Raw genomic sequence first — 9,354 nt, forward strand, 5'->3', positions numbered from 1 at the left:
TCGAGCTAATACCTGCTGAATCCATTGCCGATACTGGTTCAATCGTTCCACTGTACATTTCTCCACTGGCGTTGACCTCCCCCGTCCCAGAGGAGGATAGCATTCTGATCCCTTCTGCCCTAATATTCTTGGCCGCATTACCGTCTCTATCGTGGTGAGTTCCGCAACCTGGACAAACCCAAGTCCTTACATCTAGCGGCAACTCCTTGATACGGTAATGACAACTAGAGCAGGTCTTAGAGCTGGGGAACCACCGGTTTATTTCTACTAAAACTTTCCCTTCTTTTTCGCATTTATAGGAAAGGAAGTTTACAAAGGTTCCCCAGCCTAGATCAGAAATTGCTTTAGCTAGTTTGTGGTTACGTTCGCGTAGCGTGCGCGTAGCGCTTACCATGCCCTTGACGTTTAGGTTTTCGACTACCACTACCTGATTCTGGTCTACAATTTTTCTAGATAGTTTGTGCAGGTAGTCTTGGCGGACATTTCCAATACGTTCATATACCTTAGCTACAATCTTACGAGCCTTTTTGCGTCCACTGCTGCCCTTCTTCTTTCGGGCTGCAATGCGTTGTTTTTTGGATAGTTTTTTCTCGTATCTATCTATAGGCTTGGGATTGCCAAATTTAGAGGTCTTTTCGCCGTCATAGGTAATAGCAAAATCCTTGATACCCAAATCAATCCCTATCACCTTTCCCTTCGTTGATGGCTTTACACTATCGGATTCGTATTCCATCAAAACAGAAGCGTAATATTTGCCAGAAGGTGCTTTGCTGACTGTGACAGTTTTTATTTGCCCATCTAGTGGTTGATGAATTACAGCCTTGACAACTCCTACTTTTCCAGGGAACTTTAGGCAATCACCCACCTGTTTGACATTTTGGGGATACTGAATTGATTGGCGATGATGATACGATTTAAATTTGGGATATTGAGCTCTACCTTCAAAAAAGTTTTGATATGCACGACTAAGGTTTAGACTCACAGATTGCAAGACCTGGGAGTAACAATCCTTTAGCCATTCAGTCTCCTTTTCTTTCTTGAGTTTTGGAAGCATAGAGTTGAGTGCAGATTGTTTCAAGCCTTTGCCAGTTTCCTTGTAAGTTTCTATGCAATGATTCAAGGCATAGTTCCACCACCAGCGAGCACATCCAAAGTGTTGGGCTAGTATCATTACTTGTTCTTGTGTGGGATAGATTCTGAGTTTGACGGCTTTATGTTTCACTGCAGTCAACCTTCTTATCGACCTTGCTTACTATTATATAAATTTTGTATTAAGACGTCAAGGTATAAAGTCAATTTACTGGCTCGCTATCCATCCAGGAGACGAAACCTTAGAATAGGGCAGCCTTAATCAATAAGTTTTAACTTTTTATGCATAGCCGACCAACCATAAAGGCTGCCCTATTCTTGCGGTAACTTCTAACCCAACCTACAACGCACGAGGTTGGGGAATTCCGCAAGTTTTGTTAAATTTATTAGCTATCAGTGGTCAGCCGTCAGCAATACTGATTCCTGACCACTGACCGCTGATAGCTCAATGCTTACAAATCACTTTTCTTGAGTGTACTTTCTAAGTAAAAAGCGGTCTAGAATTTCTAACTGCTGAGCCGGAGTGAGTTCAGAAGAGGTTGCTCCTTCAAGCTCTTGCATTTCTTGTGCAGATTCTTCTGAGGCAAATACGTCTGTTTCTTGCCCTTGTACAAATGGGTTAGTATCTTTGCTGATCTGATCTAGGGATAAGGATGAGGCAGTTGTTGCTTGATCACTGGTTAAGTTGTTTTGTGCTGCTAAAGCTTCGATTTGGGCTAGGATATTTGAGCTAATGTTCTCTACAGTCTTAGTCTGTTTGCAAAAGAAAAAACTAAAACTAATGCTCGCGAGTTGAACATACTCCCCATCCTGGAGCAGATGAGATCCTTTGACTCGTTTTCCATTGATAAAGGAACCATTAGTGCTCTTCAGGTCAGTTAGATAAAATCCCTGCTTCTGAATGTGCTGAATAACAGCATGATGTCTAGACAAACGCTTCTCGGGGAGCTGTATTGCTGACTGGCGTCCCCGACCAATTGTCCAAATTCCTTGAGGCTGGAGCAGGGTTTGACTTTTACCATTCACTAGGTTAGTCAGCAAATAGGCTTGTTGACCCTGAATGACACCAGCTACATATCGTGTTTCAAACAAGCCGATAGGATGGTTACTTTTGTCCAGCTAAAGATTTTTTGTCTAGTAGAGTGTATTGATGCTTTTCAATAAAATCTAGACGAGCCTAAACATTTAGTTCGCACCTAATCCGAGCCGTTAGATAGGCTATGATCACCATGGGTTGCATGGCTTCCATAATTTTCTTATCCTACTATTATACCCTGAGATTCCTCTGTGGATCCAAGGAGTGTCAAGGTTTTCCTACTATAATTTCCGTTCTGCCTTATTTTCCAGGCGAAATAGCCAAACCATCAAGATCACTACACCAATTTGCAGAGCTAAGTTAGGCATCGCAGTAGCTACAGATTTCCCAGCAGCTAACTGGGCTAGAAAAACCATTGCACCGATGAAACCAGATGCACCGAAGGCAATATAGATAAACTTTCTTAAGCCTCGGTAGGGATTTTGGGCTTCTGCTTTTAGCCTGGCATACTTCTCTGGATTCATTTTTGGCCTAGAGACTTTGGGATTGGAGTAAGGTTTTTTTGAGTTGGAGTTGGTCATTAATGGTTTACCCTGACTGAGCTGACAGATTTGCTATTGTAATATTTGCTATATTAATAGACTGGTGCCGATGTAGCTCAGTGGTAGAGCATTCGATTCGTAATCGGACGGTCGGCGGTTCAAATCCGCTCATCGGCTTTCAGTAAGCTATCAGTTATCAGCTGACCGCTGACCCCTGACCCCTGACCCCTGACTGCTGACCGCTGACTGCTGACCGCTGACCCAGCTTTTATGCCAGTTTTCAAGATATTAAAGGTTAAATGAGAGCCACCTTTAGGTATGATCTTAAAAAAGTATGAAGTTAATCGTGTAGTGAGGTCAGATGGTTTTTGAGCTAGATTCCCAATTCTAGAACTTACAGCATTAGACCAATGTCTCACGTAGTGCTTCATTTTCCGTATTTCATATCTTCTTGGGAGAACTCAACATGGTAACCCTCAAAATCGTTGTTTATATAGTTGTTAGCTTCTTTATTGGCTTATTTGTTTTTGGCTTCTTGTCAAACGACCCATCTCGTAACCCCAAGCGGAAGGATTTCGAGTAAATAGCGATCGCTCAACTAGAGATAGCCACAGCTCTTTAACAGGGGACTATCCACACAAAACCACCCTATTCGAATAGGGTGGTTTTGTATTTGTGGTTAATTATTGTAATATGGGCTGTCTTTGTCGATAACCAATTTGGAACTACAATCTTGGGGATTGAGTCAAGGATTGTTGGTCTGAATACTAAAACACCAGCCAATTTAGTGAAAAATGCCCCAGCCAGTTCAGCCGCCGGTCGTACCTGCAATTATTCAAACCGTTAAACCTTCCCAGACCACTAACCACCTAGATGAATTATCTCAAAGAATAACTGTTTCGGTACAGTACCAAACAAACCAAAACCAGGTACTGCTCAAACCCTACCCCACAGGAAACCTCAAGATTGAGGCTGTACCAATATTAGGCACAGACAAAAGCGCTGCTAGCTTAGGTCCACCCATTTCCCGAGCAGTTGGCCAGACCTTGCCAAGGATAACAAACAGCCAAGACAATTGGCAACTAGGGCAAGGAAAACAGTGGCAACAAGCTTTTCTAAAACCAGCAATAGAGCAACCACTCCATCCTGATTTAACCTCCTTACTCAAGAGTCCAACTCCAGAAGCACGATCAATCTCGATTACTTCCGAGACAGGGGTTGCTGATTCTGGGTATGATTCTGCCCCCCTAGCCCCCCAGCGAGCAATCCCTCGCTGGGGGGAACAAAACCTTCCAAGTCCCCCCGAGCGAGGGATTGCTCGCTCGGGGGATTTAGGGGGCTTTCCCAAAACTACGCGATCGCCCATTCATACTTCAATANCCAAACTTTAATTTGACCACTGCTTATCTGAGTAATCCCAGTATCCACCATCATCACTAATGCTTGTCGAAAACGCCGTGGATCGACTAAAACGTAAATTTGGGGGTCAGGTGGAACTATTTCCAGCTGCAGATTGCGATTGGCAGCTTGCAAATGGGTCAGACGATAGAGGTCTTCAAACAGCTGCTTCAAAGAGACTGAGCAAATCTCCAAAACGTTAGTACCGTGTTCAGTTTTAGCTACAGCAGTCACCTCATCAAGCAGTTTAACCATACTATGGGCAGAGGCGTTAGCCTGGTTCACAAATTCTCTCTCTTCTTCTGGAGACTCACACAGATCAGACAAAATCAACTGATGTAAACCAATCAACCGACTCAGAGGCGATCGCAACTCGTGGGAAGTTCGTGCCAAAAATCCGGCTTTAAACTGGCTCATTTCCATTGCCATTTGGTAAGCCAATTGATTTTGCTTGAATTCGTGTTTCAGATGCTGGATTTCTTCAGCATCAGTATCAGTTTGATGGCATCCAGAGGTCTTTGAGTCTGTGCTTTCATGGAGGTGCGACTCAAGGCCGCGAGCAATCCCTCGCGGCCTTGGAAAGCGCACCTTTAAAAATTTACTGAAGCGACTCCCCATAACTCCTAACCCAATGCCTACTAGCAAATAGATCAGATCCGTCTCACCCATGCTTATTAAGTCTTGCCACACTAAAAACGTCAACAGGCGCTTGACCTTGGCGAATTTAATTCGCAACGGAAAACGCACCTAACAAAATTGAAGGATAAACAATGAAGGTTGAAGCTTATACTGCTCGAAATCGACAAAGATAGAGTTGGATAGGCAACCAGAGGTGTGACCCTTGGCGAATTAAATTCGCCAAGTAAGAGCGTACCTAATTCCTTCACAATTCAGGATTCCTTCACAATTCAAACTTCATACTTCACAATTCAAACTTCATACTTTTTTGTCAGATCTTTTTAAGGATAGCTAGTTTTTTTCAAAGGTGAGTAGAACTATTAAAATCCTGAATCGTCTAATTGAATCCCTCCAGCACGCAAAATTTCCCAGCCACTGCTTGTCCATTTAGCAACAGTAGACGGGACGCCAATCTTGTCTGGTTTGATCGCTTCTAACTCAGCTGGCTGGAGCGTCAATACCTCGGGAAACTGGACCTCAACCGCTGCCATTGTTTGTAAAGGTGGCTCACCTGAGTAATTAGCACTGGTAGTTGCCAACGGACCAGTCTTGGACAAAATTGCGATCGCTACCTTAGAAGCTGGCACACGCACCCCAATAGTAGTCGGGTCAGAAGGATTCATAACGGTAGGTACTTTATCTGAAGCGGGTAACACCAATGTTAATGCTCCTGGCCAATACTTCTGAGCCATCTGTTCCCAAATCGACCTCTGTGCGGAAGTACCTTCAACATATGGCCAAAGAGACTTAGGGGATGCCCCCATCAAAATCAAAGGTTTGTCTTGAGGACGGCGCTTTGCCTCAAACACCAACTCTGACTTGTGCGGTAGCACTGCTAGTGCTGGGACTGTATCTGTTGGAAAACTTACCAGCTTACCTGAGATAGCCCCAGAAATCAGGGTAGCCATAGAAACTTGGGTCATTGCTCACCAGCACACTAAAAAGTAGAAGCGATAACCTCAAAGGTAAACGTTGGCTGAAATTATCCAAAGCTTTTTACCTATTGGCATCGATGCATACCTTGTTTATACTTCATACTTTCTATAAGCTAGAGCAAAGCGGTCAATACCTGCTAAATCCGGAAATATCTGGATCTGTGAGTAACTGCCCTGGTTTTGCAGTAGTTGAACAACCTTCTGAGCTTGTCCTGCCATCATTTCAATTAACCAAACACCGCCGGGGCGCAGATAATCCCCAGACATGTCAATCAGCTGTCGGATACAGTCTAGACCATCCCTGCCACCGTTGAGGGCAATATGGGGTTCATGGTAATATATTTCTGGTTGTAGCTGTTTGAGGGAGTTACTAGGTATATAAGGTGGGTTGGCCACCATACCACTTAACTGACCTTTTAAGGCTTCTAGAGGTGAATACCAAGAACCATGGTAGAACTTAATTATTTCTGCCATGCCCAACTGTTGAGCATTAAGTTGAGCAATGGCAAGGGCTTCTTCAGTGCAATCAACGGCATGAATTGTCCCATGGGGAAATACCTCTGCCAGTCCACAAGCGATCGCTCCACTACCAGTCCCCAAATCCGCCCAGTGTCCTGATGATAAGTCAGGTTTAGAGCTCATAGCTACAGCATTGACTGCTAGATCAATCAGGGATTCCGTTTCTGGACGGGGAATCAGGACAGCTGGGGAAACTCTCAAGGAGAAATGACGCCAAGGAGTAACCCCAGCTAGGTATTGAACTGGGCATCGCTGATTGATACGCTTTTGCCACAGTTGGGTGAGTACAGGTAGAGGTTGGGAAAGTTGAATAGTTGAGTTTTCAGTGGCTTGCCCTAACCAGGAAAACTGTTGCCATGACTCCAAGCGCAGTACTAATGGGTCAAGCTCAGCTACCTCCTTTAGCAACCAGTCCACTTCAGCTGTAGAGACACCTGCCTCGGCTGCAGACTTGTAGGCATCTTGACGCCACTGCCAGAGTTCTTTTCCCGAGACCACCGACCCCTGACCCATAATCATTGATTTGGACTTTTGAGTTGATTTTGGGACAGACTTTGCAAAAACTTCAGGGATTCCTGGGATGGTACTAGTACGATTTTCTCTAGCTGCTGATCGTTGCTTTTCTGTAAGGTTTGAATAACCCCTTCTAGAGGAACTACCTCTATCTTAACCTGGGAGTTAGGGTCTTGCTGCTTATAGCGGTTCACTATACTCTGCAATTGCTCTTTGTTAAAAAAGAACGGAATTGAAGAGACCCCATTTTGTTGAATAGTTAGGTATCCACTGTTGCTAGCTTCTTTGGCAACAAACAGCGGTACCCCCTGAAATGGCTTTTCTTCTTGACCATTTTGGTTCCAGATCGCTTGTGCCTGCTTTACCTGCTGTTGGTTTGGTATGTAGGCAAAATTTAAACCATTGGCAACAGTGCGATTCTTTTGATTTTGCTCATGAACTTCCCCCAAAGATACAGGCACTACTTTTACCTTGTTACCTAGTTCAGGATTCTCCTGCTTTAAACGCTGTACAAAAGCATTAGCATCTTCTTGGCTAATAAACACACCTGCCACTGAGGTAGTCTTCTTTTGATCTTGCTGATCTGGAATTGAGGCTACTAGTGGCGAACCGGCATTATCAGTAACTGCAAATACAGGTACAGGTCTCAACTTTTCTGTTATCTGCTCTTCGGTCAGAGCCAGTGCCGCTAAATTTTCCGCACTCACTGAGCCTAGTAAGGCACTCGCTACTAAACTTAATGTTGTGCCCCAACGGAACAATGATTTCATAGAAATTACCTCGAATTTTAACGAAGAAGAGCCTGTTACAACTAGAATACCCTGCTCACTGAGAGATCTGAACGCAGCTAACTAACCTCTAGTAGAGGCAGAGATTCAAATTAAACTTGATCGATCATAGCTTGACCTGGCTTGTTAACCAGCGCTGATCAGTGGCGTTTAATCCCCCTGTAGCTAACTCTTATCAAGTTTGACTTTACCAAGTTTGACTTTACCTGACTGTATCAAGTTCCACTGAGTTTACCCTAGTGTCTTGACTGATTTACTTATGAATTCAAAATCGGGATGACAGGATTTGAACCTGCGACATCCTGCTCCCAAAGCAGGCGCGCTACCAAGCTGCGCTACATCCCGGGTGCTACCTCTAAGTAGTATAACCAGTATAACTCACTTTTCGCGCTTTGTGTGTAGTCGAGATTAATCTGGATACCAGAACATGCCTTTAATACCTTCTGGGTCAGGCATAAATCCCATTTTACGGTAAAAACTTACCACTTGAGGATCAGCAAATAAGGTGATATTGCTAATATCCTGGCTGCGCAATTTTTTGATCATATATCTCATCAAAGCTTTGCCCAGTCCCTTGGTTTGGAAATCTGGATGAACCACTACATCCCAGATTGTCGCATTGAAAGCATGATCAGAAGTGGCACGGGCAAAGCCAATTAAGCGCCTGGTGTTACCTCGCTGGTACCACATAGAAGTAACCAAAAAGCTATGCTGAATAGCTTTCTTAACTTTGCGCAGAGGACGCCGAGACCAACCAACAGCATCACAAAGTTCTTCCAATTCGTACAGGTCAATTTCTCGTGTTGTACTGAAAAATACCCGTGAGGTACCGTCGGTGCGATATTTTACACCTTCTACGGTATCTCCTTCAGGTCGCGTTTGAGGTAAAGCAGTGTCAGAACTGCTAAAGAAGCTTTTCCAAAAACCCATGCAGGTGTGACAGTGGCGTTATCATAATTGTGAGCTACTTGGACTGGTAATGGTCTTGTTTCCCTGACGGCTAAGACGTTCTGGGTCTCGGTCAACCAGAGCCAGACTTAAATGTTTGTTTGAAAAAACAGAAAGTGATATTTGATTTATTGGTTTTATTCCACCAGGAAAACTATCATACCCGACCTACCTTGATCTGAAACTAATCCTTTGTGCAAATGATAATACCACAATTAAGCCTCCTATATAAATTCTTATCCTAGCATTTCCATCGGTCGCGCTCATTGAAGTCGCTTGGGTAAGATGCTCGCGTTGGAGGGGGCACAGCTGTTTGATGCCCTTAACGAATCTAAATCAACAACCGATGCAGTCGCGTGACGGGGGTTTCCACGGGGCAAACAGCGGTGCTCCCAGCTTCGGTGTCGCAGCGATCTTCCGCTTCATCCTATTCTTACAAGGATTCCACAACTGGACTCTGAACCCCTTCCACATGATGGGAGTAGCCGGTATCCTCGGTGGAGCGCTGCTGTGCGCCATCCACGGAGCTACCGTAGAAAATACCCTGTTCCAAGACGGTGAAAACGCCAACACCTTCCGCGCGTTTGAACCGACTCAAGCAGAAGAAACCTACTCCATGGTGACCGCCAACCGCTTCTGGAGCCAAATCTTCGGAATTGCCTTCTCCAACAAGCGTTGGTTACACTTCTTCATGCTGTTCGTTCCCGTAATGGGACTGTGGATGAGTTCTGTAGGTATCGTCGGACTGGCACTGAACTTGCGGGCTTATGACTTCGTCTCCCAAGAGTTACGCGCCGCAGAAGACCCAGAATTTGAAACCTTCTACACCAAGAACATCTTGTTGAACGAAGGACTTCGCGCTTGGATGTCTCCGGCCGACCAACCGCACAAATTCTTCCAGTTCCCCG

10 protein-coding genes, 2 tRNA genes and 1 pseudogene are annotated in these 9,354 nt (G+C 44.6%); 3 read left to right on the forward strand and 10 right to left on the reverse strand.

Annotated elements, in window-relative coordinates; genetic code table 11:
• From F6K52_RS03805 to F6K52_RS03815, 3 genes are all read right to left on the reverse strand, one after another.
• Nucleotides 1-1,222 (reverse strand): RNA-guided endonuclease TnpB family protein (locus tag F6K52_RS03805; protein ID WP_293074271.1); only part of this gene is annotated, 1,222 nt, incomplete at its 3' end.
• A gap of 326 nt (nucleotides 1,223-1,548) precedes the next feature.
• Nucleotides 1,549-2,181: an FHA domain-containing protein gene (locus F6K52_RS03810; protein WP_293074274.1), complete on the reverse strand. Its 633-nt coding sequence runs from the start codon at nucleotides 2,179-2,181 to the stop codon at nucleotides 1,549-1,551.
• A gap of 225 nt (nucleotides 2,182-2,406) precedes the next feature.
• A complete protein-coding gene (locus tag F6K52_RS03815; RefSeq protein WP_293074277.1) occupies nucleotides 2,407-2,706 on the reverse strand; it encodes a DUF3493 domain-containing protein in 300 nt (99 codons plus the stop codon).
• 66 nt (nucleotides 2,707-2,772) lie between these two features.
• Between F6K52_RS03815 and F6K52_RS03820 the strand changes: the two genes are divergently transcribed.
• A tRNA-Thr gene (locus F6K52_RS03820) sits at nucleotides 2,773-2,844 on the forward strand.
• On the opposite strand, the gene F6K52_RS03825 is transcribed toward F6K52_RS03820, so the two are convergent.
• Nucleotides 2,826-3,098 (reverse strand): hypothetical protein, encoded by a 273-nt coding sequence (locus tag F6K52_RS03825; RefSeq protein ID WP_293074280.1) that lies wholly within the window; start codon nucleotides 3,096-3,098, stop codon nucleotides 2,826-2,828. The genes F6K52_RS03820 and F6K52_RS03825 overlap by 19 nt on opposite strands.
• Before the next feature lie 35 nt (nucleotides 3,099-3,133).
• Between F6K52_RS03825 and F6K52_RS03830 the strand changes: the two genes are divergently transcribed.
• Nucleotides 3,134-3,250 carry a photosystem II reaction center protein I gene (locus tag F6K52_RS03830; protein WP_293074282.1) on the forward strand — a complete coding sequence of 39 codons (117 nt, stop codon included), beginning with the start codon at nucleotides 3,134-3,136 and terminating at the stop codon, nucleotides 3,248-3,250.
• Between the two features lie 767 nt (nucleotides 3,251-4,017).
• Here the strand turns inward: F6K52_RS03830 and F6K52_RS03835 are convergent.
• The 6 genes from F6K52_RS03835 to F6K52_RS03860 form a co-directional block, all read right to left on the reverse strand.
• The gene (locus F6K52_RS03835; protein ID WP_293074285.1) at nucleotides 4,018-4,800 is read right to left on the reverse strand and encodes a HAMP domain-containing sensor histidine kinase; all 783 of its coding nucleotides are present in this window, start codon (nucleotides 4,798-4,800) and stop codon (nucleotides 4,018-4,020) included.
• Between the two features lie 263 nt (nucleotides 4,801-5,063).
• On the reverse strand, nucleotides 5,064-5,666 hold the full coding sequence (locus F6K52_RS03840) for an L-threonylcarbamoyladenylate synthase (protein WP_293074288.1): 603 nt from the start codon (nucleotides 5,664-5,666) through the stop codon (nucleotides 5,064-5,066).
• Between the two features lie 102 nt (nucleotides 5,667-5,768).
• Nucleotides 5,769-6,716, reverse strand: coding sequence for a peptide chain release factor N(5)-glutamine methyltransferase (prmC, locus tag F6K52_RS03845; protein ID WP_293074290.1), 948 nt, complete (start codon nucleotides 6,714-6,716; stop codon nucleotides 5,769-5,771).
• Nucleotides 6,713-7,480 carry a Tic22 family protein gene (locus F6K52_RS03850; RefSeq protein WP_293074293.1) on the reverse strand — a complete coding sequence of 256 codons (768 nt, stop codon included), beginning with the start codon at nucleotides 7,478-7,480 and terminating at the stop codon, nucleotides 6,713-6,715. The genes prmC and F6K52_RS03850 overlap by 4 nt, the downstream gene beginning before the upstream one ends.
• Before the next feature lie 289 nt (nucleotides 7,481-7,769).
• Nucleotides 7,770-7,843 (reverse strand) — tRNA-Pro (locus tag F6K52_RS03855).
• Nucleotides 7,844-7,906: 63 nt separating this feature from the next.
• The gene (locus tag F6K52_RS03860) at nucleotides 7,907-8,428 is read right to left on the reverse strand and encodes a GNAT family N-acetyltransferase (RefSeq protein ID WP_075898630.1); all 522 of its coding nucleotides are present in this window, start codon (nucleotides 8,426-8,428) and stop codon (nucleotides 7,907-7,909) included.
• Nucleotides 8,429-8,834: 406 nt separating this feature from the next.
• Between F6K52_RS03860 and F6K52_RS03865 the strand changes: the two are divergent.
• Nucleotides 8,835-9,354 (forward strand): annotated as a pseudogene (locus F6K52_RS03865) (photosystem II D2 protein (photosystem q(a) protein)); the annotation flags it as partial.

It is taken from the genome of Moorena sp. SIO3H5, from assembly GCF_010692395.1.
Classification (GTDB): domain Bacteria; phylum Cyanobacteriota; class Cyanobacteriia; order Cyanobacteriales; family Coleofasciculaceae; genus Moorena.